Origin of the sequence: Corallococcus sp. CA053C (assembly GCF_003611675.1) — a bacterium.
GTDB lineage: Bacteria > Myxococcota > Myxococcia > Myxococcales > Myxococcaceae > Corallococcus.
In genome coordinates this window covers 26425-46636 of record NZ_RAWA01000008.1, presented here as the reverse complement: position 1 = coordinate 46636, position 20212 = coordinate 26425, and the positions used below count along the sequence as shown (strand labels likewise).

21 protein-coding genes are annotated in these 20212 nt (G+C 68.3%); 8 read left to right on the top strand and 13 right to left on the bottom strand.

All coding sequences use genetic code 11. The features are described from left to right. Window positions 1-79 precede the first annotated feature (79 nt). Window positions 80-346, bottom strand: a complete 267-nt coding sequence (locus D7V97_RS02405; protein ID WP_120608942.1) for an integrase core domain-containing protein — start codon at window positions 344-346, stop codon at window positions 80-82. Between the two features lie 149 nt (window positions 347-495). Here D7V97_RS02405 and D7V97_RS02400 point away from each other — a divergent pair, with 149 nt between their 5' ends. Further along, window positions 496-1302, top strand: a complete 807-nt coding sequence (locus D7V97_RS02400) for an SGNH/GDSL hydrolase family protein (RefSeq protein ID WP_233582469.1) — start codon at window positions 496-498, stop codon at window positions 1300-1302. After that, window positions 1299-2150 (top strand): NAD(P)H-binding protein, encoded by an 852-nt coding sequence (locus D7V97_RS02395; RefSeq protein WP_120608941.1) that lies wholly within the window; start codon window positions 1299-1301, stop codon window positions 2148-2150. Before D7V97_RS02400 ends, D7V97_RS02395 begins: the two co-directional genes overlap by 4 nt. Before the next feature lie 4 nt (window positions 2151-2154). On the opposite strand, the gene D7V97_RS02390 is transcribed toward D7V97_RS02395, so the two are convergent. Continuing rightward, entirely contained in the window at window positions 2155-2760 is a 606-nt protein-coding gene (locus D7V97_RS02390) for a TetR/AcrR family transcriptional regulator (protein ID WP_120608940.1), read from the bottom strand. 347 nt (window positions 2761-3107) lie between these two features. On the opposite strand from D7V97_RS02390, the gene D7V97_RS44475 reads away from it, so the two are divergent. Further along, window positions 3108-3266, top strand: a complete 159-nt coding sequence (locus D7V97_RS44475; protein WP_158623251.1) for a hypothetical protein — start codon at window positions 3108-3110, stop codon at window positions 3264-3266. Between the two features lie 156 nt (window positions 3267-3422). Here D7V97_RS44475 and D7V97_RS02380 read toward each other — a convergent pair whose 3' ends face one another. Continuing rightward, window positions 3423-4604 (bottom strand): serine hydrolase, encoded by a 1182-nt coding sequence (locus tag D7V97_RS02380; protein ID WP_120608938.1) that lies wholly within the window; start codon window positions 4602-4604, stop codon window positions 3423-3425. Window positions 4605-4869: 265 nt separating this feature from the next. Beyond that, on the bottom strand, window positions 4870-5499 hold the full coding sequence (locus tag D7V97_RS02375) for a TetR/AcrR family transcriptional regulator (RefSeq protein ID WP_120608937.1): 630 nt from the start codon (window positions 5497-5499) through the stop codon (window positions 4870-4872). 140 nt (window positions 5500-5639) lie between these two features. Here D7V97_RS02375 and D7V97_RS02370 point away from each other — a divergent pair, with 140 nt between their 5' ends. Beyond that, window positions 5640-6764: an FAD-dependent monooxygenase gene (locus D7V97_RS02370; RefSeq protein ID WP_120608959.1), complete on the top strand. Its 1125-nt coding sequence runs from the start codon at window positions 5640-5642 to the stop codon at window positions 6762-6764. Between the two features lie 88 nt (window positions 6765-6852). Here the strand turns inward: D7V97_RS02370 and D7V97_RS02365 are convergent, their stop codons facing one another. Together D7V97_RS02365 and D7V97_RS02360 are read right to left on the bottom strand one after the other, a co-directional pair. Next, complete coding sequence (locus D7V97_RS02365) at window positions 6853-7881, bottom strand: hypothetical protein (RefSeq protein WP_120608958.1); 1029 nt, start codon at window positions 7879-7881, stop codon at window positions 6853-6855. A 638-nt stretch (window positions 7882-8519) separates the two neighbouring features. Then, the gene (locus D7V97_RS02360; RefSeq protein WP_120608936.1) at window positions 8520-9440 is read right to left on the bottom strand and encodes a LysR family transcriptional regulator; all 921 of its coding nucleotides are present in this window, start codon (window positions 9438-9440) and stop codon (window positions 8520-8522) included. Between the two features lie 57 nt (window positions 9441-9497). Here D7V97_RS02360 and D7V97_RS02355 point away from each other — a divergent pair, with 57 nt between their 5' ends. After that, on the top strand, window positions 9498-10367 hold the full coding sequence (locus D7V97_RS02355; RefSeq protein ID WP_120608935.1) for an aldo/keto reductase family oxidoreductase: 870 nt from the start codon (window positions 9498-9500) through the stop codon (window positions 10365-10367). A gap of 31 nt (window positions 10368-10398) precedes the next feature. Here the strand turns inward: D7V97_RS02355 and D7V97_RS02350 are convergent, their stop codons facing one another. After that, window positions 10399-11226: an NAD(P)-dependent oxidoreductase gene (locus D7V97_RS02350; protein ID WP_120608934.1), complete on the bottom strand. Its 828-nt coding sequence runs from the start codon at window positions 11224-11226 to the stop codon at window positions 10399-10401. 298 nt (window positions 11227-11524) lie between these two features. Between D7V97_RS02350 and D7V97_RS02345 the strand changes: the two genes are divergently transcribed. Beyond that, window positions 11525-12106 carry an AraC family transcriptional regulator gene (locus tag D7V97_RS02345; protein WP_120608957.1) on the top strand — a complete coding sequence of 194 codons (582 nt, stop codon included), beginning with the start codon at window positions 11525-11527 and terminating at the stop codon, window positions 12104-12106. Window positions 12107-12193: 87 nt separating this feature from the next. Here the strand turns inward: D7V97_RS02345 and D7V97_RS02340 are convergent, their stop codons facing one another. Beyond that, entirely contained in the window at window positions 12194-13135 is a 942-nt protein-coding gene (locus D7V97_RS02340; protein ID WP_120608933.1) for a LysR family transcriptional regulator, read from the bottom strand. A 119-nt stretch (window positions 13136-13254) separates the two neighbouring features. On the opposite strand from D7V97_RS02340, the gene D7V97_RS02335 reads away from it, so the two are divergent. After that, window positions 13255-14121 (top strand): MBL fold metallo-hydrolase, encoded by an 867-nt coding sequence (locus D7V97_RS02335; protein ID WP_158623250.1) that lies wholly within the window; start codon window positions 13255-13257, stop codon window positions 14119-14121. A gap of 196 nt (window positions 14122-14317) precedes the next feature. Here D7V97_RS02335 and D7V97_RS02330 read toward each other — a convergent pair whose 3' ends face one another. The 5 genes from D7V97_RS02330 to D7V97_RS02310 all read right to left on the bottom strand — a co-directional run bounded on the left by D7V97_RS02330 (window position 14318) and on the right by D7V97_RS02310 (window position 18703). Continuing rightward, a complete protein-coding gene (locus D7V97_RS02330; RefSeq protein ID WP_120608931.1) occupies window positions 14318-14653 on the bottom strand; it encodes a carboxymuconolactone decarboxylase family protein in 336 nt (111 codons plus the stop codon). Between the two features lie 13 nt (window positions 14654-14666). Further along, entirely contained in the window at window positions 14667-15188 is a 522-nt protein-coding gene (locus tag D7V97_RS02325) for a cupin domain-containing protein (protein WP_120608930.1), read from the bottom strand. Between the two features lie 128 nt (window positions 15189-15316). Then, window positions 15317-16354, bottom strand: coding sequence for an alcohol dehydrogenase catalytic domain-containing protein (locus D7V97_RS02320; protein WP_199728680.1), 1038 nt, complete (start codon window positions 16352-16354; stop codon window positions 15317-15319). Window positions 16355-16505: 151 nt separating this feature from the next. After that, window positions 16506-17750 (bottom strand): MFS transporter, encoded by a 1245-nt coding sequence (locus D7V97_RS02315; protein WP_120608928.1) that lies wholly within the window; start codon window positions 17748-17750, stop codon window positions 16506-16508. Then, complete coding sequence (locus tag D7V97_RS02310; RefSeq protein ID WP_199728679.1) at window positions 17747-18703, bottom strand: alpha/beta hydrolase; 957 nt, start codon at window positions 18701-18703, stop codon at window positions 17747-17749. The genes D7V97_RS02315 and D7V97_RS02310 overlap by 4 nt, the downstream gene beginning before the upstream one ends. Before the next feature lie 369 nt (window positions 18704-19072). Here D7V97_RS02310 and D7V97_RS02305 point away from each other — a divergent pair, with 369 nt between their 5' ends. Next, a complete protein-coding gene (locus D7V97_RS02305) occupies window positions 19073-19978 on the top strand; it encodes a LysR family transcriptional regulator (protein WP_120608956.1) in 906 nt (301 codons plus the stop codon). Window positions 19979-20212 lie beyond the last annotated feature (234 nt).

The following is a 20212-nucleotide window of genomic DNA, read 5'->3' as shown; positions in this document are numbered from 1 at the left end:
CGCTGCCTTCCTGTGAAGGTAGGCAGGGTGGCGTGGCAGGCGCAGGTCCGTGAGGCCGTTGCTGGAGGGGGGTGAGGCTCTACGCAGCTCGGCGCTCGTACCGGTGGTGGAGCCCGAAGACTTCCCGAAGCTCTATCACCTTCGCGCCATGCTCCGGGCCCTGCACCTCACGCCTCTCGGGCGCATCCTTGCCGAGCGACAGGTGCGTCCGGCTCGCGTTGTAGTAGCGCGGGTACTCGCGCAACAGGCGCCGAGCGTGGGCCTCGTTCAGGACGACGACATGGTCCAGCAGCTCCCGACGAATTGAGCCGATGACTCTCTCGGGCGTGGAACCTGAGCAAGTCACTCGCCGCTGCGTAAAGAAGGAGTCATTTCAAGGGTTTGGCCGCGGGGCAACGCGAGCTGACCGTGCGGCCCCTGTCCGGTACCTCTATGCCTCCCCAATCACCGGAGATGGAGCACATGGAATGGTCAACTGAACAGAGGCGCTGGCTCGTGAAAGTCCTTCAACCGGAGAGGACCGTCTCGTCGCTTCCGGGCGGCGGCAAAGTATCTGCCGAGACGTGCGCCGCCTTGCTCGGCCTCGAGCCGGAGACGTACCGCGCCGAGCTCGCTCAGAGCCAGAAGGGCGCAAGAGAAGCCGCACAGGGGCTGCTCGCGGAACCCGAGTTCAGCCGGATGCTGGAAAAACTACCGTTGCGCAAGAGCGCACGCATTGTCACGTTCGGCGACAGTCACACGGCGGATCCTCAATCTTGGGCGGTCATTCTCCAGGAGCTGGTGGCTGCTCAGCGTCCCCATGATGAGGTCTCAGTGGCCATCAACGCTGTAGGCGGTGAGACGACCACGCATGGGTTGGTGCGGATAGGGAACGCCCTCATCCAGGAGCCGGATTGGATCATCTTCTTCATCGGCGTGAATGACGCGCGGACTCAAGGCCCGAACGCGGGCAAGACTCTCGTTGACGCCCGTGAGACTGCGCGCAACCTTGAGGAGCTTCGCTCCCGTGCTGCACAGGGGACGCAGGCACGTCGCCTGTGGATTACGCCTCCCCCGGTCCTTGAGGATCGCGCGTCGAAGCACTGGGGGCTGTCCCGCTTCGGAGTCGACTTCCGCAACGAGGACGTCCGCCGTGTCGCGGAGGCCATCCGTGCCCTCAAGGAGCCCACGGTCGACCTCTTTGCGGCCTTCGGCGCATCTCCACCGCCTGAACTCTTCACGGAGGATGGCCTGCACCTTTCGCTTGCCGGTCAGCGAAAGGTCGTCCTTGAGCTCATGCGAACCTGGAGCCGCGTTCAATGACATTCTTGGTGACTGGCGCGACAGGTAATATCGGCTCTCTCGTCACCCATCGCCTCATCAGAGGTGGGCATCGTCCCCGCGTCTTTGTCCGGGATGCAGCCCGAGCACGGGCGCTGTTCGGCGACGAGGTTGACATGCACGTCGGCGACCTGGCCAAGCCAGGCCCCGCTCTACGGAAGGCACTCGCCGGCAGCGACGGCGTGTTTCTCCTCAACAGCGGGCCACGCCTCGCCGGTCGGGACCGAGTCGTCGTTCAGGTCGCTGTGGATGCGGGTGTCAAGCACATGGTGAAGCTCTCGACGCTGGACGTCCGGACCGGGGTGGGGACCGGCCCATGGCACGCGCGCGGCGAGGACGCGGTCCGGCAGAGCGGTATGCCGTACACGTTCATCCAGTCAGCCGCCTTCATGTCGAACGTGCTCGGTTGGGCTCAGTCGATTGCCACGGAGGGGGTCCTCCGTTCCTCTACCGGGCAAGGGAGGATCGCATTCATTCATCCCGACGACCTCGCCGACGTCATCACCCACGCACTCACGACGGGCGAGCACATAGGAGAGTCACGGGTGGTCACCGGACCCGAGGCGCTGAGCTACGCAGCCATGGCGGCCAAGATTGGCGCGGTCATTGGGAAGGAGGTCCGCTACGAGGAGCTCTCAGACGAAGAAGCCCACGAGGCTGCACTCGCATACGCGGGTGGCCGGCAGTATGCGGACGCTCTTGTGGACATCTGGCGTGCCATCCGAGACGGCAGACTGACTACTGTCTCTGACGGCGTTGAGCGGATCCTCGGCCGCAAGCCCCTCGCCTTCGACCGCTGGATCAATCAGAACGCCGAAGCCTTTCAGTGAGGGGTCATGGCCGGTCCAGGTAATGGAGGACCGTCCGGATGACTTCGCCCTTGGCGCGATCAACCGTGAAGGGAGGGCGCGCCTGGGGCACAGCGTGTACCAGCGCCTCGACCAAGTGAGGCAGGACGAACAACATCCGGTCGCCCGCCTGCGGGCGGGACGTGCCGACCTCGGGCGATGGAATCACCAGCTCGAATGCCATCTGAAGGGCTTCCTTGAACCCGAGCGAGGAAGCCGGGACTGCGGCGGAGATCATCTCGTGGAGCTCAGGCTCTACGATGTGGGCATCCGCCAGTCCTTCCACCAAGCAGGCCGCAAACTCGTCGAGGGTGCTCGAGGCGCATTGTGCCACGGCACGTTCGATTCTGTGCTTCACATCCTCCACATGGCGCTCATGAAGGGCGTTGAAGATGGCCTGCTTGTCCGGGAAGTACTGGTACAGAGAGCCGATGCTGACCCCCGCCACCTCCGCAATGCGGTTGGTGGTGACCGCTCCGGCTCCGTGCCTCTTGAGCACTCTGGGGACGGCATCGAGGACGGCCTCCACCATCTGCCGCGAGCGCTCCTGCTGCGGCTGGCGGCGGCTCTGCGTGCTCTCTTCGTTCTTCATCTGCGGACCTGTTCAGGGACTACCACGCCAGGGACAGCTCAAGCCACCGAACGCCAGGCGAACAGGACTTGGAACCATGTAAATACTTGAAAGTACGATCTGGTGCCAAGAGGAAGGATGAGGGCTGTGCCTACCCCAAATTCGATCGCTGCGTCATGGGTGCGCCAAGGCTGCGTCAAATCGCGCGTCATGCGGGCGAGCGACGCACAATGCGGGCCATCGAGCTTCCTGTGGCGGCGAAGCAAGGGTCGCACCCCTCCGCCGTCGACTTAGCGCGGCCGTCTCCCGGTCCCCTGGAGGCGCTCGCCTTCAGCCAGCCCCGGCACCGCCCGGCCGTGAGGTTGGCGGTGGCCCTCCCTCGCCCCCAGTTCCAGGGGCCGAGTCCCGGTGGCCGCGAGGAGTGGGAGGTCGAGCTCCGGCCGCTGTTCGACCCGACGGAGTTCGACGTGCCGGGCGAGGCCGAGGAACGAGCCAGGCGGCTCGGCGAAAAGCCCGGCAAGGCGTAGCCGCGGCGCGGCGCGGTAGGCTCGCGGCGAGTGACCGACCCACACGCCGCGAGTGCCGCCGTGTTTCGCATCGAGTTCCCGCTGTGCCTCCCCAAGATGCTGGAGCCCACCTGCGCAAGCTGCGCCGCGCATTCGGGCACCCGGTAGAACGCAACGCTATTTCTTGCAGGTCGTCACCGGATCGACCTTGGCCACGTCGGCGCCCCACAGGCAGACGACGCGGTCCAAAGCCAGCCCGCTGCGGGAGTTGCTGAAGAAGACGATGCCGTCGCCGGAGTGCGGACGCATCAAGAAATTGGCGCGGAAGCCGGCCTGGTTGCGTCCGTCGTGACCGACGGCGGTACTGCCGTCGCTGAGGCGTTCGATGAAGTGGCCCAGGCCGTAGACCGCCTCATCGGGCGCGCGCGGCGTGCTCAGGTCCGCGGGTGTGTACATCTGGGCCAGTTGTGCCTGGGTCAGTGGATGCGCGCCGGCGGTGTCCTCCATGCCGGCAATCATCCAGCGGGCGAAGTCGCGGACGGTGGTGGTCAGGGTCGAAGGCGCCTGCTCGACGTAGTAACGCATCGGCACCGGCCTGCCATCGTCGCCGTGTCCCTGCGCTGCGCCGGCCAGCACCTCCGGCGTCATGGCGACGCTGCTGTGTTTCATGCCCAGCGGCCGGAACACCAGCTCCCGCGCCAGGTCCGAATACTTGCGCTGCGTGGTCCGCTCGATGGCCAGTTGCATCAGGGTATAGCCGCCGCCGGAGTACTGGAATTTCACACCGACCGGCGCGAACAGTTCCACCGCGCCGCGTCCATGGGTCTTGCCGGCCAGCGACTCCTCCAGGCTCGGCAGCTCCTTGTAATCGAGCCAGCCCTGATACCCGCCCAAGGTCGTGCCCGCGGTGTGCGACAGCAGGCGGCGGATCGTGATCAGGCGAGGGTCGAACGGGCTCTGCGCCAGCGGCCACGGCGACAGCACATCGGCCACCGGCTTATCCAACTGCACGCGCCCCTGCTCGGCCAAACGCATCGTCACCCAGCTGGCGATCGGCTTGGCCAGCGAGGCAGCGACGAACACCGTGTCGGACGTCACTGGCACCTTGCCCGCGTGGTCCGCGAAGCCGAAGCCCTGGGTGTAGACCAGCTTGCCGCCGACAATCAGCCCCACGGCCGCGCCTTGGATACGGGCTTCTTTCATGAGGGCCGGCACTTCGTGCTCGATGACCTGGATGAACGGCGGTGGCGCGACAGCGGGGGCGCGCGCGGCCGCGACAGCGGGCACGGTGAGGGTGCCCAGATCGGCCTGGGCGGGTGACAGCGGAAGGATGAGGCAGAGCAGGAGCACGGCACGCATGGGCGTTCCTCCGAAGGGGCGTTGCGGAGAAGAGGATTCGGTGGCCGGCGCGGCGCGTGGGGTGCCGGTCGCCCAACGTCTCGCAGCGTCGCCGGAGTGCGCGTGGGGCGGCGCCGCGCTACGTATGCTGAGGCCCATGACGTCGTCCGCCCTCCTCGCGGCAGGGACAGGTGCAGGTGCACAGCGAGGCGCGCGGAGGTCAGCGTCAGCTCGGCGAATCCGCCGAGGCGACAACTTCCCTGACACGGGGGGAGAATCGGTCACTTCACGATGACTGGCCGCGCGCGTCGGTCGCCGCCATTCCTTGAACGGCCGCGAAGCCCTGATCGATCAAGGCGAAGAACACAGTGTTCGCCTTCTTCGCGGAGCCTCCGTGTTCGAACACGCGGATGGCTTCCTGGCGAGCCGTGCGCACCGTCAGCACGATCATACCGGCTGCGAGCCGTGCGAGGCCCTCCGGCTTCGGACCGGCGAGCTCGATCGCGAGCCCCTCTGCCGCTTCGTCGTTGAGCTCACGGAGCCGCGCCTCGAGCGACGGGCTCGCCGCGACGAAGCGCCAGAAGTCAGCCGTATGGCGGTCGAAGTGGGCGAACGGATGCTTCTGCTCTCGCAGCTTGCCCATGAGAGCGCGGAGCTCGGCGATCGGAGATTGCCCTTGCGGCCTCGCGCGGATCGCCTCGCGAAAGAAGACCAGCTTCAAGTCATCCTGGCGATCGAGCATGAGGTCCTCCTTGCGCGCGAAGTAGTTGAAGACCGTCATCTTGGAGACGTTCGCAGCGGCCGCGATCTCGTCGAGCGTCACCGCCTCGAAGCCCCGCGCGAAGAAAAGCTCCGTCGCCACATCGGAGATCCGCTGCCGGGTCTCGCGCTTCTTGCTCTCACGTCGCTCGCCCATGCGCCGGATTCTAGCGAAGCGCCGCCAGCATGGGCCATGGTTTTCTGTACTCGGTCAACGAATCTCTTGCGAAAACGTTTACCGAGTATAACATCTTGGACTCGAGGGCTGCCAGGATGCAGCCCTCAAACGGAGACGTCATGGGCGCGAATGGAAAGAAGGTCCTCATCTCCGGCGCGAGCTTCGCCGGGCTCTCGACCGCTTTTTGGATGAGCCGCCTGGGCTACGAGGTCACCGTCGTGGAGGTCGCGCGCGGGCTCCGGACGGGCGGCACGGCCGTCGACATCAAAGGCAACACCGTCGACATCGTCCGGCGCATGGGCCTCTTCGATCAGATCCGGTCGAACCGATTGAGCCTTCAGCGGTGGGAAATGAAGAACGAGCGCGATGTCACGGAGCGCTCGTTGGTGCTGAGAGGTGAAGGCGAAGTCCCTTCGGAGGACGAGTTCGAGATCGAACGAACCGTTCTGCTGAACATGCTGTTCGCCGCCGTGAAGGACCCCATCGAAGTCGTCTTCGACGACAGCATTACCGCGCTGAGCGAGACGAAAGACAGCATCGAGGCCACGTTCGCCAAGGGCGCACGACGCACGTTCGACCTGGTGTTCGGCTGCGACGGTGTCCACTCCGCCGTGCGGAGGCTCTGGTTCGGCGACGAAGCCCAGTACCTGAATTTTCTCGGGCAGTACTTCTCGATCACGATCGTGGACAAGCTGCTCATCGAGCGGAACACCGCGCAGATGTTCAACGTGCCGGGCAAGGCCGTGATGCTCAACGCCTACAAGAACAACACGGACATCATTCTCGCGTTCGCTTCCGACATGGAGATCCCGTACGACCGCCGCGATGAGGAGGCCCAACGACGGATCATCGCGGACCAGTTCGTCGGGGTGGGCTGGAGGACGGCGGAGCTGCTCGAAGCAGTGCGGAGCTCGAAGAGCTTCTACTTCGACAAGCTGTGCCAGATACGAATGCCTTCCTGGACGAAAGGCCGAGTCGCATTGGTGGGCGATGCGGGGTACTGCCCTTCACCCGCTGCCGGCATGGGGGGCTCGTTGGCCATCGATGGCGCGGCCGCACTGGCGGATGCGATGCGAGAGCACGACCTCGACTTCGAGCTCGCGTTTCGAGCCTACAACGAGCGCTTTCGCCCGTTCATCGAGCAGGTCCAAGCAGAGGCCGTGAGGACCGGGCTCGAGAGCCTCGTTCCGAGGACCGAAGAGGCCATCCGCGCCAGGAACGCGCAGACCCACTCCTTCTTCTGAGATCTCGCGCGCGAGGTCGACGTGAATGCCAGCACTCCCGCGCTCAGGACCCGGCGCCGCGGCATTCTTCGCGGAGGATACGGCAGCGCTACAGGAACTCGTCCCCTCCCCCGGTCTCCGGCTCCTGTGCGGAGAGGAGAACCTCCCCGGGCCGCTGCTCCACGCGGAGGCCCAGGCCCATGGCCGTCAACTCCTCGAGCGCGGCGAGGGCCTCCATGACGGGCTGAACATCGGCAACCCGGGCAGGCACGGCGATGCGCTCGAGACGCGAGCCCACCCGTTCCAGCAGCGCGTGCGGGGGGAGGGCCTCGATGTATCGGCCATACAGATAGGCGGGCGCGCTCAGCTGGGCGACCTCGGAGGGCGAGACGGTCGCGACACTCGTATCGAAGCGCGCCCTCACCTCCTCCACCGAAGTTTCCTGACGCCACAGGCCGAGCAGGGAGCGCAGGAAGTCCATCAACGGTTGCGACCGGGACGAGCCCATCCGGGTCGAGGCGACCTCCAGCGCCCGCTCGGCGCGTGCGGGGTCGGGCTCGACGAAGAACAGCGGCAGCACCTCCTCGAGGCCTGGAGTGTAGAGGGGCTCGGCGAGTCGCTCGGGCGCACCCGCGAACGAGCGCAGCGTCTCGGGCTCGAGCGGCTCACCCGCCAGCCAGCGGCACCACAGCGCCTCGAGCGAGCCTGCGGCGAGCGACGCGCGGCGCAGCAGATGGGGTCGTGCCTGCTCCACGCCTCCGAACAACAAGACGGTCACCAGGTCCTCGGCGGAAGGCCCCTCGGGGAACTCAAGCGCATCCGCCCCCGTCCAGCGCGCGTACCGTTTACGCTTCAGGTCGCGCTGGACCTCGCGCGCCACCTCGCTCCACGCGGACCAGGGCACACCGAGCGCCGCGTAGTCCGTCCGGAGGCGCTCGTCCGCAGGGGCCGAGACCCCATTGGGACGCTTCTTGAAGTCGGCCCGCACGCGCTTGAGTTCCTTCGCGAGCGCGGGCAGTTCCTCCGCCGGACAGCCGCCGGTCAGGAGCCGGAGGTGGGAGATGGGAACGCCGTGCAGCTTGAGCAGCCAGGATTTGAACGCCGACCAGGCGGGTGCGGAGAGGTGTCGGATTTCCACGGTCTGTCCTCGCTCAAGCGCCAAGCCCAAAGCTCTGTCCCATGCTGCTCAGCGGGCTATCGATCCGGCAATACTGGGAGTTCGCCGCCACCATCCTGGACGGGGGAAGCCACATGGAACAATACGCCTACGCATATATCGGGCCCGACGAGATCCGTCGCTCCGTCGCCTCGCACCCGGCCGGCCCCCCCAGCGGTGTTCCGGCGTTGCTCCAAGTGCCGCGAGGTGAACCTGGTGAAGGAGGCATGGTTCGTCTGCGTCGACTGCGATGCCGACTTGCCGGCCACCTGGAACGTCTCCGCGCGGCGACCGGTCGAACTCGCCGGAACCTGCTAACGGAGGGTGGTGCGTGGCCCGCTGGCGCAGGGCCGCCACGCCCTGGCGCGATGGGCGCGAGCGACGTCAAGCAGGTGGTGGGCGAAGGCCACCTGCATGCGCTTTGTCTTCGAGAGCCCATCCTTGCGACGCGCCCAGGTGCGGCTACCGTAAAGCCTGCTCATCACGGCCCGGTGGTGAGGTTGGCGAACGCGAAGGTGTGCACGACGTCCTTGCAGTCGCGGGTCCCACTGTAGGAGTAGGACTCCCCACGCGATCGCGGCATCGAACGCCCGCTCCTGAAGCGCACACGTGTGAGCTCGTCAAGATGGAGCGGGCACCTGCTTGACGATATCGATGATCGCGGCGCGTACGAAGGCGCACGTGTCGTCCTCGTCCAGCGCGGCGGGCCAGAGCAGGTCCAGGCCGCCTGCGGGGTGCGCGAAGGGGAACGGCGCGCTGCGAAGGTGCGGCCGCTGCCGCAGGACATGCGCCGCGAAGACGTCGGGCAAGGTCGCCACCAGCTCGCTACCGTCGACGATGGCGCCAATCGCGCTGAAGCTCGCGACCGAGCAGCGGACACGTCGCTCGACGCCGAACGCGTCCTCGACCGTGCCGCGGAGGTCGCCGTTGAAGGAGACGATGACGTGCTCCTGCTCGAGATACGCGCGCTGGGTGGGTCGCGCGCCGAGGCGCACGTGGCGCGGGTCGAACAGGCAGACGAAGTGGCCGCGGAGGAGCGGCTTGCGCAGGATGGCCTGCGGCAGCTTGCCGATGACCGTGGCCGCGAGGTCGACGCGACGGGTCGCCAGCGCCTCGACCACCGTGCGGAACTGGACCGGCGTGCAGATGAGCCGCATCTTGGGCGCGTCGCGCCCGAGCCGGCGCAGCAGCGGCGGCAGCAACAACTCGTCCGCGTAGTCGGCGAGCCCGAGGCGGAGGGTCCGCTCGCTCGTGCGCGGATCGAAGCGCGCCGGTGCGAACGACGCCTGGAGCATCGCCTCGAGCAGCGGGCGGACCTCGGTCACGAGGCGTGCTGCCCGGCTCGTCAAGATCACACCGCGGCCGTGGCGCACGAGCATTGGCGTGTCCAGCGACTCGCTGAGCCGGCCGAGCGCCGCGCTCACCGCCGACTGCGTGAGGTAGAGCCGCGCGGCCGCCTTCGTGACCGAGCCCGCGTCGGCGACGGCGACGAGCACGCGCAGCAGGTTGAGGTCGAGATCCCTGGCACGAATATCGTTCATGATTGGCATGCATGCTATTTGCTGGTGTGAATCCTGGCCAGCGTTAGGTTCGAGCGCATGACAAACACAGACAAGCTCGGCGGTCGGTTCACGTTCCCCGGCACATCGCTCACGGTGCACCGCATGGGCTACGGCGCCATGCAGCTCGCGGGCCCGCACGTCTGGGGACCGCCGCGGGATCCCGAAGCGGCCGCGGCGGTGCTGCGCGAGGCGATCGCGATCGGCATCGACCACTTCGACACGAGCGACGCCTACGGGCCACACGTCACGAACCAGCTCATTCACGCCACGCTGCATCCGTATCCCAAGAACGTCGTGATCGTGTCGAAGCTGGGTGGGCGGCGTGGCGCGGACAAGTCGTGGCTCCCGGCGCTCTCGCCCGCCGAGCTCCGCTCGGACCTCCAGGACAACCTGCGCCACCTCGGGCTCGACGCGCTCGACGTCGTGAACTTGCGCATGATGAGCATGACACCGACGGAAGGCCCTCTCGACAAAGAGCTCGCCGTCCTCATCGAACTCAAGCGCGAGGGGCTCGTTCGCCACATCGGCCTCAGCAACGTGACGGCGCGTCAGGTCGAGCAGGCGCAAGCGCTCACCGAGGTCGTGTGCGTGCAGAACCACTACAACCTGGCGCATCGCGGAGACGACGCGCTCATCGACGCGCTGGCGAAGCAGGGCATCGCCTACGTGCCGTTCTTCCCGCTCGGCGGCTTCACGCCGCTCCAGTCCTCGACGCTGTCGGAAGTCGCGAACGAGCTGGGCGCGACGCCGATGCAGGTCGCGCTCGCGTGGCTGCTGCACCGCGCGCCGAACATCCTGCTCATCCCGGGCACGTCGTCGGTCGCGCACCTGCGCGAGAACGTGGCCGCGGCGTCACTCGTGCTGCCGGCAAAGAGCCTCGCCGCGCTCGACGGAATCGCGCGCTGAAGGCACCTGTGCCCCCCAGATCGCGTCTCGCCTATGCGCCTGCGGCGAGCGCGTCCGCGAGGCGGGGGAACCTGGGCTTGAAGCCGAGGTCTTCACGGATGCGGCGCCCGTCGAGGAGCGCGTCAAAAGTGCGCGCGAACTCAGCGTTCGAGCCGTCAGGCGGCGGCGCGCCCACCGACGCGAACAGCGTGGCGATTTCGGGGGCCTCGTCGTCGACGACGTTGTAGATGCGATGCGCAGGCGAAGGCGCGGCGAGCAAACGAGCGACGGCCTGTTCGACGTCGGCGTGGTGGCTCATCGACATGCGTTGGGCCGGCGGGAAGCTGCGCATCACCGGGATCACCTCCTCGATGTGCGGATCACCGTCGCCGTACACGAATGGCAGGCGAAGCACGCGCACGTCGAGCCCTTCGGTCGCGAGGAGGAGGCGCTCGGCGGCAAGCTTGCTCACCGGGTATGCCGCAGTCGGCGCGCAGGGGTCGTCCTCGCGGGCGAGGCGGCCACCATTCGAACCGTAGACCAGGCCGGTGCTCGTGAAGATGAAGCGCTTCACGGAGGCAGCACGGGCGGCGCTCGCGAGGTGCTGCGTGCCCAGGTCATTGACCGCGTGCGCTTGCTCGGGAGTCGCGCCGCGGAAGAACGCGGCGCAGTGGACCACGGCATCGACGCCGCGCACCGTGGCCGCGAGCGAGTCCACATCGAGCAGATCGCCCTGGACGAGCTCGACACGCGCTTCGTTCAGGGCGGCAGCGCGCGTCGGATCGCGCACGAGGGCGCGCACTTGATAGCCGCGCTCGGCGAGTCGCTTGGTGAGCCGACTTCCGACCTTTCCGGTCGCTCCGGTGACGAGGATTTTCATGTGCGGAACGTAGCCATCCGCACGCGTCGAAGATTGGAAGAACCGGACACGCAAACCGATTCTTGCGCGACCGTCGCGCACGCACCAAAGTCATCTCATGCACGCGAGCCCCATTCACCCCAGTCGCGTTGCGCCGAGCGCATCGGCCGCGTCCGCCGTAGCGGCGCTGTTCGTGGACGAGCGTGACCGCGACGTACCGGGCGTCGTGATTCCGCGTCCGGAGGTCCATCTCGTCGTTCGGTTCGGGCCGTTGGCGCGAAGGGGGCTCGACGCACACGCGTTGGGCGGAAGGCAGAGGGTGCATCGAAAGCTCATTCGCAGCGGGCAGCGCACCGTGACGGCGCGTCTTCACCTGGGCTCGCATGAGGCGGTACTCGGCGTGCCGGCCTCCGCAATCGCCGGAGGCATCGTCGCGCTCGAGGATCTGTGGGGCGGCGCCGCGACCCGGCGGCTCTTCGATCGGCTCGGCGACGCCCGCAGCACGGCCGATGCGGCTGCAATCCTGGAGAGCGCGATCGCCGAACGCCTCGCGCTCGCGGAGGGACACCGCGCCCGCACGCAACTCGCCCTCGACGCCGCCGAGAGGCTGACGAGCGCCAATGTGAACACCGTCGCCGTCGACATCGGTGTGAGCGAGCGGCATCTGCGTCGCGTGTTCCGTGAAACCGTCGGCGTGAGCCCCAAAGCGTTCGCCAGGCTTGCACGCTTCCATCGCGCGCTACGCGCCGCGCTCAAAGCCGATCACGCCAGCTGGGGGAGCATCGCCGCCGAAGTCGGCTACTACGACCAGGCGCATCTCATCGCCGAGTTCCGCGCGATCACGGGCGTGACGCCGCAGGGATTTCTCGGCGAGCTCCGCGCGGCTCCATTGATCGGCTAACGCCGGGTTCGCCAAACAATCCGAGCCGGTGCGATCAGCTGTCCGCGGGGGAGGCCGGCGGGGGAAACCCCGTCGCCCGTGGTGTTTTCAGCGTCGCTTCCGGCCGGCCAGCTCCGCCGTGGTGGACGCGAACAGCTCCACCAGGAAATCGATGAAGACCCGGACCTTGGGGACGGCGGCCTTCTGTCGCGCGAAGAGGGCGTGGACGGTGCGAGGCTCGGGCTCGTACTCCTCGAGGAGGATCTCCAGCTCGCCGCGGGCGAGCTCCGCGGCCACGTGGTACTCGAAGGTCTGGACGATTCCCAACCCGGCGGCCGCGGCCCGGGTGAGCACGTTGCCCGACCCCGCGACGAGTCTGGCGTTGGACACGTAGCTCATCTCCCCCGCGTTTCCCTTGAGGCGCCACGGCAGGGGGCCCGTGCTCGACAGGTACGCGATGCACGTGTGCTCACGCAGCGAGGCGGGCGTGCGCGGACGCCCATGCGCGGCGAGGTAGGCGGGAGAGGCCACCAGGATGGAGCGCGCGCGGGCGAGGTTGCGGGAGATGAGCTCGGAGTCCCGTGCCGCCGCGAGGCGGATGACCACGTCCACGCCCTCGGCGGTCGGGTCGATGAGCTGGTCCCGGACCGTCAAGTCGATCGACACCTCCGGGTAGCGCGCGAGGAAGCGAGGGAGTGCGGCCCCGAGGACGAAATCTGAGATCGCCACCGGAGCATCCACGCGCAGCCGCCCACGTGGGGTGACGCTGGCCCGTGCCAGGGTGGCATTGGCGTCCTCGAGCTCCGCGAGGATGCGCGTACAGCGCTCGTAATACGCGGCCCCCTCGTCCGTGAGGCTGAGGCTGCGGGTGGTCCGGTTGAGGAGCCGCACTCCCAGCCGCGCCTCCAGCCGCGACACGATGCGGCTCACTCCCGACGGCGTGAGTCTCAGTTGCTCCGCCGCCCGTGTGAAGCCGCCCAGGTCCACCACGCGCGTGAAGACCGCGATCTCGGAGAAGGCATCCATGCGCTCGACGCTCGCGTGATTCATGACGCCGCGTCAACGATGTGATGACTTTCATGCCGTTTATCTCACGGACTGGGTTTCGCATCTTGGGGGTGTCTCGAAGCCATCGGCTACGGGCACTTCCCTCGTCGCACGAGAACGCCATGAAACCCGCCCTTCCGCTGTTCGCCCTCTCCCTCACCCTCGCGACCACGAGCCTGGCCGCCGCGCCGCTCAAGACCGAGGTCTTTACCGCGGCTCCCGAGGGCTTCCGCGTCACGTCCACCCTCATCACGGGGGAGCAGGACGCGGTGCTCGTCGACTCGCAGTTCACGCTCGCGGAGGCGCACCGGCTGGTCGCGAAGATCCTCGAGTCGAAGAAGACGCTGAAGACGGTCCTCATCACCCATGGGCACCCGGACCACTACTTCGGCCTGGAGGTGGTGCGGGCCGCCTTCCCCCAGGCGCGGATCGTCGCCGCGCCCGCGGTCATCGCGGAGATCAAGGCGCTCGCACCGAAGCAGCTCGCGCAGTGGAAGCCGCTCTTCGGCGCCAACCTCACCTCCGAGCCGGTGACTCCATCCCCGCTCACGGCGGACCACCTGGCGCTGGAGGGCCAACGGCTGGAGCTCATCAGCCTGAACCCCGGTGAGAGCGAGGCCGCCACGGCGGTGTGGATTCCCTCCACCCGGACGCTCATCGCGGGGGATACGGCCTACCAGCAGGTCCATGCGTATCTCGTGAACGCGGACGCCCGGTGGCGGGCGCAGTGGCTCAAGAACATCGAGCAGCTCGACAAGCGCGGCGCCACCACGGTCATCCCGGGCCACCGCGCGGAGAACGCGGCCCTGGGCCCCACGGCCCTGCGCGACACGGCGACCTACATCCGCGACTTCGAGGCCTCGCTCGCGGCGGCCACCGACGTGGACGGCGTCAAGCGCCCCGTGCTCGCGAAGTACGGCGCGTTCGAGCTCCCCATCATCCTCGACTTCAGCGCACAGGCGGCGCTCGCGACGAAGGCGAAGCGCTGACGATGACTCCAGGCCGCGCTGACCGGACCTCCGGACGGCGCGGCCTGACAATCCCTTGAGATGACCATGCGAAAAGCAACGTTCTGGGCTGTCTGCGCCCTGTCACTGGTTCTGTCCGCCACCCAGGCGATGGCCGCGGACGACAGGAGCCCGAGCGCGAGGACAGCCGCTCGGGCCTGGTGCACGGGCCTTGCCGTCACGGCGACGCCTTCCCCAGCAGCTCCTTGGCGCGGCCAATGGCAGACATGGCATTGGGCCAGCCCACGTAGAAGGCCAGGTGGGTGATGAGCTCGACGAGCTCCCCCTGCGTGACGCCGTTCTCGATGGCGCGCGGGAAGTGGAAGCCCATCTGCTCCGTCTTCCCCGTGGCCACCAGCGCGGCACACGTGATCAGGCTGCGGTCGCGCTTGGACAATTGCGGCCGCTCCCACACGTCGCCGAAGAGGACGTCGTCGGTCAGCTCGACGAGCTTGGGTGCGAAGTCGCCGAGGGCCTTCTGGGCGGCGGTCTGGGGCTTCTCTTTGGTGGCCATGGTGTGGCTCCTTTCAGGGTTGGGTGCCGTACTGCGCGTCGGAGACCTTCTCCATCCACTCCACCACCTTGCCGTCCAGGGCCTCCTGGAGGGCGAGGTGGGTCATGGCGGTGGTGGGCGCCGCGCCGTGCCAGTGCTTCTGGCCCGCCGGAATCCACACGACGTCGCCCGGGCGGATCTCCTGGACAGCGCCACCCCAGCCCTGCACCCGGCCCACCCCCGCAGTGACGACGAGGGTCTGCCCGAGCGGGTGCGCGTGCCAGGCCGTGCGGGCGCCGGGCTCGAAGGTGACGCTCGCACCCGCGCCGCGCGCCGGCGCGTTCGCCGCGAAGAGCGGGTCGACGCGCACCACGCCCGTGAACCACTCGGCAGGGCCCTTCGTGGAGGCCTGGCTGCCCGCACGCGAGACACGGACGCCCTCGCGCGCAGCGGCCGCGGGCACGGCGCTTCCCCCATCCGCGCCTCCCGGGCGTGCCTGAGCGGCGGCGAGCGCGAGCAGCGGGAGCGCGAGTGCGGTGGTGACGATTGCCTTCATGGGAGACTCCGTGTGAATGCCGCGATGGGCGGCGGTGGCGGAAGCCAAGGCGCGGTGCTCGCCCCGCTACGTCGGGTCGTAGCCCGGCTTCTTGTAGAGGCGGTCCGGGTGCCCGAGGACGTTGGGGCTCAGGGGCGGACGAGCACCTTGAGGGCCTCGCGCTTGTCCATCGCGCGGTAGCCGGCCGGCACCTCGTCGAGGCCGACGGTGCGGTCAAAGACCTTGCCGGGATTCACCTTGCCCTCGAGCACCTCCGGCAGCAGTCGCTCGATGTACGCGCGCACCGGGGCCGGTCCGCCCGTGAGCGTGACGTTGGGGCCGAACAGGCTGCCGAAGCCGATGGGGGCCTCCTCGTACTGCGGCACGCCGACGCGACTGATGACGCCTCCGGGCCGCACGACGCCGAAGGCCGTGTCGTACGCCTCCCGGTAGCCGACGGCCTCGATGACCACGTGGGTGCCGTGGCCTCCGGTCAGCTCGCGCACGCGCGCAATGCCCTCCTGTCCCCGCTCGGCCACCACGTCCGTGGCTCCGAACTCGCGGCCCAGGTCCGTGCGCACCTTGTGCCGGCCCATCAGGATGATCCGCTCCGCACCGAGCTGCCTGGCGGACAGCACGGCGAGCAGGCCGACGGCACCATCGCCAATCACGGTGACGGTCTTGCGCGGGCTCACGCCGCCCTTGTGCGCGGCGTGCCAGCCGGTGCCGTAGACGTCGGAGAGCGTCAGGAGCGAGGGCATCAGCGCCGAGTCCTCCTGGACGTCCACCTTGACGAGGGTGCCCTGCGCGAGCGGCACGCGCACCGCCTCGGCCTGCCCGCCGCCAACGCCTCCCCTGCCCCAGAAGCCACCGCTCTTGCAGGAGGTGTGCAGCCCCTCACGGCAGAACTCGCAGGTGTTGTCCGAGTAGGCAAACGGGGCGATGACGACGTCCCCCTTGCGCAGCCCGCGCACCGCCGAGCCGACCTCCTCGACGATGCCGATGAACTCGTGGCCCATGGGCGTGCCCTGCGCGGAGGCGGGCATCTGGTGGTAGGGGTGCAGGTCGCTGCCGCAGATGCACGCTTGCAGCACGCGCACCACCGCGTCGGTGGGAAGCTGCAGCTTGGGGTCGGGCACGTTCTCCACCCGCACGTCACCGGCGCCGTACATCACAGTTGCACGCATATTCAGTCTCCTCCGTGGAGAGATACGCCCAGGCCGCGGGCAGGATTAGGAGCCCCGGAGCTAACGGGCTGTGAAGCCACGCTGAAGAATGTGGTGTCGAGGGGGGACTCCCCACACCGCGCTCGACCCGGTAACCCTGGAGAGCGCCTCCTCAGCGGGTGGGGGAACAGGAAGCCGCACCGTCACCGCGCGGCAAGGCCACCGCCGGCAGCCTCGAGGGCCGTGACGCCCTGAAGGCCGTGAGCGCCGCGGCCCCGAGCAGCGCGGCGCTCGCCAGGAACGTACCCGGGTGGCCGCCGCGGTCGAACAGCAGGCCTCCGAGCGAAGCGCCCGCCGTGATGGCGAGCTGGATGGCCGCGACCATGAGGCCGCCGCCAGCCTCCGCATCGTGTGGCAGCGTGCGGCTGAGCCACGTCCACCACGCGACCGGCGCCGCCGTGCCAATCAGGCCCCAGCCGGCGAGGAGCAGGGCCGTGGCCGCGAGGGACTGGCCGAGGACGACCAGCGCGACCGCGATGACCGCCATCGCGAGGGGCGCGGCGATGAGCACCGCGGACAGCCGCCTGGCCACGAGGAACCCCATCACATACGTGCCCAGGAGCCCCGCGGCGCCCATGCCCAACAGGAGCAGCGAGAGCGTGGACACGTCGACCCGTGTGACCGTCTCCAGGAAGGGACGCAGGTACGTGAACAGGGCGAACTGGCCCATGAAGAGCAACGCAACCGCCAGAAGACCCAACCGGGCCCTGGGGCGTCGAAGGACGGCGACGGGGCTCGGAGGCGGAGCGGCCTGCTCCGTGGGCATCCCGGGCAAGGTGAAGTACTGCCACGCGAGGGTGAGCGCCGCGAGAGGAACGACGGCGAAGAACGCACCCCGCCAACCGATGTATTGCCCCAGGAAGCTGCCGAGCGGCGCCGCGACGGTCGTGGCCAGGGCATTGCCGCCGTTCAGCATGGCCAGTCCCCGCGGCACGTCTTTCCCGGGCACCAGGCGCATGACGGTGGCCGCCGACAACGACCAGAACCCGCCCACGACGATGCCGATGAGCGCACGCCCGAACATGAACACGGGGTAGTTCGGCGCCAGGGCGACGACGAGCCCCGAGACCAGCATGACGCTGGTGAGACCGAGGAGCAGCTTCCGGCGGTCGACGGCCCTGGCCACGGACGCGATGAGGAGGCTCGTCACCACCGCGAAGAGCCCGGACACCGCGATGGCTTGACCCGCGCGGCCTTCGCTCACGTGAAGATCCGACGCGATGGGCGTCAGCAGGCTCACGGGCATGAACTCGGAGGCGATGAGCGTCGAGACGCACAGGGTGAGCGCGAACACGGCGCCCCATGCCGCGGAGCGCGGGGCCGGCGCCCTGGAGTCGTTGGTGGGTTGGGGGGTCATGAGTCTCTCGGGAAGTTGGGTTTGAAGGTCCCGGCTGCCGCGGTCGGGCCCAGCTGCGCATGGAAGAACGACGTCAGCTTGTCCCAGGGGATGAGCTGCACGCGGTCGTAGAGGTCCACGTGGCCGGCGCCCGGCACGACGAAGAGTTCCTTGGGTTCGGAGGCCTTCGCGAAGGCGTGCTCACTGAAGATGCGTGAGTGCGCATGGTCGCCCGTGATGAACAGAACGGGTCGCGGCGAGATTCGATCCAGGTGGTCGAAGGACGCGAACAGCGACATGGAAGCGGCGCTGGTGAGCGACATCGCCGTGGTCGAGCGCGGGTGCTGGCCGCGCGGCGTGCGGTAGTAGTCGAAGAACTCTCGATCGATCGCGGACGAACGCTCGGTGAGGACCTCGGGCGTTCCCACCGTCATCGCTCGCGGTGCACCGTCCACCTCCGCCCAGCGCTGCGCCGCGATTCGCTCCAGGTTCTTCGTGAGCGCGCCCGGGTCCAGGTGCTCCGCGAGCCCCTGCCGTGTCGCCTGGCCAATGTCATACATGCTGACCGTGGCCACGGCCTTGATGCGCGGGTCGATCTCCGCGGCGGCCAGGCCGAAGCCGCCACTGCCACAGACACCGATGACGCCGATGCGGTCCCGGTCGACGAGCGGATTCGCGCCGAGGTAGTCAACCGAGGCGCTGAAGTCCTCCACGAACGCCTCCGGGGAGGCGATGAAGTGGGGCTGGCCGCCGCTCTCACCGTTGTACGAGGCGTCGAACGCCAGGGTGATGAAGCCCCGCTCGGCCATCGTCTGCGCATAGAGCCCCGACGTCTGCTCCTTCACGCCGCCGTAGGGGTGACCGACGATGAGGGCAGGCGCTCGCTTCGTTCGGTCCAGGTTCTTGGGGACGTAGAGATCGGCGACGAGCTTGATGCCGAGCCGGTTGTGGAAGGTCACCTTCTCGTGACTCACGAGGGCGCTGCGCGGAAAGGTCTTGTCCCAGGCCTCCGTAGCCTGGGCGCTCGCAGCGCCTCCAGCGCCCTGCCCCGCCGACTGGCAAGCGAGCGCGCCCACGGCGGCTGCGACCGCTGCCACCTTGAACAGGTGGCGTCGTACCGCGTTCCCTACGACATCCGTGTTCATCCTCATCGTCGGTTCCTTGTCAGTGTCTTCATCACCGCCGGAGTGGCGGCATCCTTCTGACTGCGACGAGGAGAAGATGCGCCCCGGCCCGTCGATGAACTACGCGTCATCGGTGGACGGGGTGTTAAGCGGCGCCTAACAGTGGACGGCGCGAGCGCCACGGCGAGCCTCACAGCGGAGCTCCGCGGGAGTCACGGCATGAAGTCGGTCCCCTTCACGCAGCTCCACATCTTCCTCGTCGTGGCGCGCCTGCAGAGCTTTCGCGGTGCCGCGCGCGAGCTGGGCGTCTCCTCCGCGGCGGTGAGCCAGTCGGTGCGGCAGCTCGAGTCGCAGCTGGGCGTCGTGCTGCTCAACCGCACCACCCGCAGCGTCGCCGTGACGGACGCGGGGCGGCGGCTCGTGGAGGAGGCGGGGCCAGGCCTGGCCCAGGCGTCTTCCGCGCTGCAGAGCGTGTCGGCACAGCCTGGCGAGGTGGTGGGCCGGCTGAGGCTGTCCGTGCCCCGGTCCGCCGTGTCCCTCCTCATCGCGCCGGTACTGCCCGCCTTCCGAGCGCGCCACCCTCGGGTCGAAGTGGAGGTCGTCGTCGAGGATCGCCTCGTCGACATCGTCGCGGAGGGCTACGACGCAGGCGTGCGCCTGGAGGAGACCCTCGAGCGTGACATGGTGCAGGTGCGCCTGACGGGCGCATTCCGCTTCGTCGTCGTGGCCGCACCGAGCTACCTCGCGCGCCACGGCACACCCCAGAAGCCCGAGGACCTGCTGCACCACGAGTGCATCAACCTGCGCTCCCCGACCACCGGCACCTATTACGCCTGGGAGCTCGAGCGAGGGCGGAGGACGTGGCGCGTCCCGGCACGCGGCGGCGTCACCACCAGCGACGAGCTGACCAGCGTCAGGCTGGCGACCGAGGGGCTGGGGCTGGCGTACGCCTTCGAGCCGACAGCGCAGGAGGAGCTGCGCACCGGAAAGCTCGTTCGTGTGCTCGAGGCGTACGCGCCCGGTGTGCCCGGCCTCTTCCTCTACTTCCCCAGCCGCGCGCAGCGCTCGGGGCCGCTGCGCCTCTTCATCGAGGTGGCCAGGGAGCTGACAGCGAAGACGGTGTGAGTCCGAGTCCACGTTCACCACGCCGACGGCGAGCAGGACCTTCTCGGGCAGGAGGGTGAACTCCTGCCCTTGGGATAATCACTCCCTGGCAAACCGGCTTTCGATGTAAACCGGGACAACACCACCAACGTTCACGCAGCCCACGGGCCGCGTGAGCCTGTTCAACCGGGAGAAGTCGCGATGCAATCACAGGTGAGAACAAATGTACGCGCGGGGTGTCCCCTGCCGCTCTGG

Excerpts from the sequence above, each read along its gene's own strand:
- D7V97_RS02390 (WP_120608940.1), bottom strand. The coding sequence starts at position 2,760 with ATGAAGAACGAAGAGAGCACGCAGAGCCGCCGCCAGCCGCAGCAGGAG.
- D7V97_RS02380 (WP_120608938.1), bottom strand. The coding sequence starts at position 4,604 with ATGCGTGCCGTGCTCCTGCTCTGCCTCATCCTTCCGCTGTCACCCGCC.
- D7V97_RS02370 (WP_120608959.1), top strand. The coding sequence starts at position 5,640 with ATGGGCGCGAATGGAAAGAAGGTCCTCATCTCCGGCGCGAGCTTCGCC.
- D7V97_RS02325 (WP_120608930.1), bottom strand. The coding sequence starts at position 15,188 with ATGAAGGCAATCGTCACCACCGCACTCGCGCTCCCGCTGCTCGCGCTC.
- D7V97_RS02375 (WP_120608937.1), bottom strand. The coding sequence starts at position 5,499 with ATGGGCGAGCGACGTGAGAGCAAGAAGCGCGAGACCCGGCAGCGGATC.
- D7V97_RS02360 (WP_120608936.1), bottom strand. The coding sequence starts at position 9,440 with ATGAACGATATTCGTGCCAGGGATCTCGACCTCAACCTGCTGCGCGTG.
- D7V97_RS02395 (WP_120608941.1), top strand. The coding sequence starts at position 1,299 with ATGACATTCTTGGTGACTGGCGCGACAGGTAATATCGGCTCTCTCGTC.
- D7V97_RS02305 (WP_120608956.1), top strand. The coding sequence starts at position 19,073 with ATGAAGTCGGTCCCCTTCACGCAGCTCCACATCTTCCTCGTCGTGGCG.
- D7V97_RS02335 (WP_158623250.1), top strand. The coding sequence starts at position 13,255 with ATGAAACCCGCCCTTCCGCTGTTCGCCCTCTCCCTCACCCTCGCGACC.
- D7V97_RS02315 (WP_120608928.1), bottom strand. The coding sequence starts at position 17,750 with ATGACCCCCCAACCCACCAACGACTCCAGGGCGCCGGCCCCGCGCTCC.
- D7V97_RS02320 (WP_199728680.1), bottom strand. The coding sequence starts at position 16,354 with ATGCGTGCAACTGTGATGTACGGCGCCGGTGACGTGCGGGTGGAGAAC.
- D7V97_RS02340 (WP_120608933.1), bottom strand. The coding sequence starts at position 13,135 with ATGAATCACGCGAGCGTCGAGCGCATGGATGCCTTCTCCGAGATCGCG.
- D7V97_RS02350 (WP_120608934.1), bottom strand. The coding sequence starts at position 11,226 with ATGAAAATCCTCGTCACCGGAGCGACCGGAAAGGTCGGAAGTCGGCTC.
- D7V97_RS02330 (WP_120608931.1), bottom strand. The coding sequence starts at position 14,653 with ATGGCCACCAAAGAGAAGCCCCAGACCGCCGCCCAGAAGGCCCTCGGC.
- D7V97_RS02355 (WP_120608935.1), top strand. The coding sequence starts at position 9,498 with ATGACAAACACAGACAAGCTCGGCGGTCGGTTCACGTTCCCCGGCACA.